This is a genomic window from Micromonospora sp. NBS 11-29 (assembly GCF_002140155.1).
In the GTDB taxonomy this organism is placed as follows: Bacteria; Actinomycetota; Actinomycetes; order Mycobacteriales; family Micromonosporaceae; genus Micromonospora.
Map to the genome: position 1 here is coordinate 1 of NZ_NAPR01000007.1, position 338 is coordinate 338.

The window sequence follows — 338 nt, forward strand, 5'->3', positions numbered from 1 at the left end:
TCCATCCTCAGAATCAGCGGATTACACGATCAACGTTCAAAGACGAGGCACTAGCCGCCCTCCACGTCGAGGTGCCCGGCGGATCGCCCGCTCCTCGTTGGCCGCCATGTCCTCTCGATCTTCCTTAGTTCCGCCAGTATCTAGTCCGCCTGGGTGATCCGATCCGACAGCGTGATCCGACAGTGTCTAGTCCCACCACATGCTTGACGGAAGCGTCCCACCTGAGCCACCTCCGTTTTCATGGAGCTTCTTGACCATGGTCTGATGGCCGTGGGGGAGGAAGTCGTCCGTGGCAGCACCGAAGAAGTACCCCGATGAGCTACGTCAGCGCGCTGTGC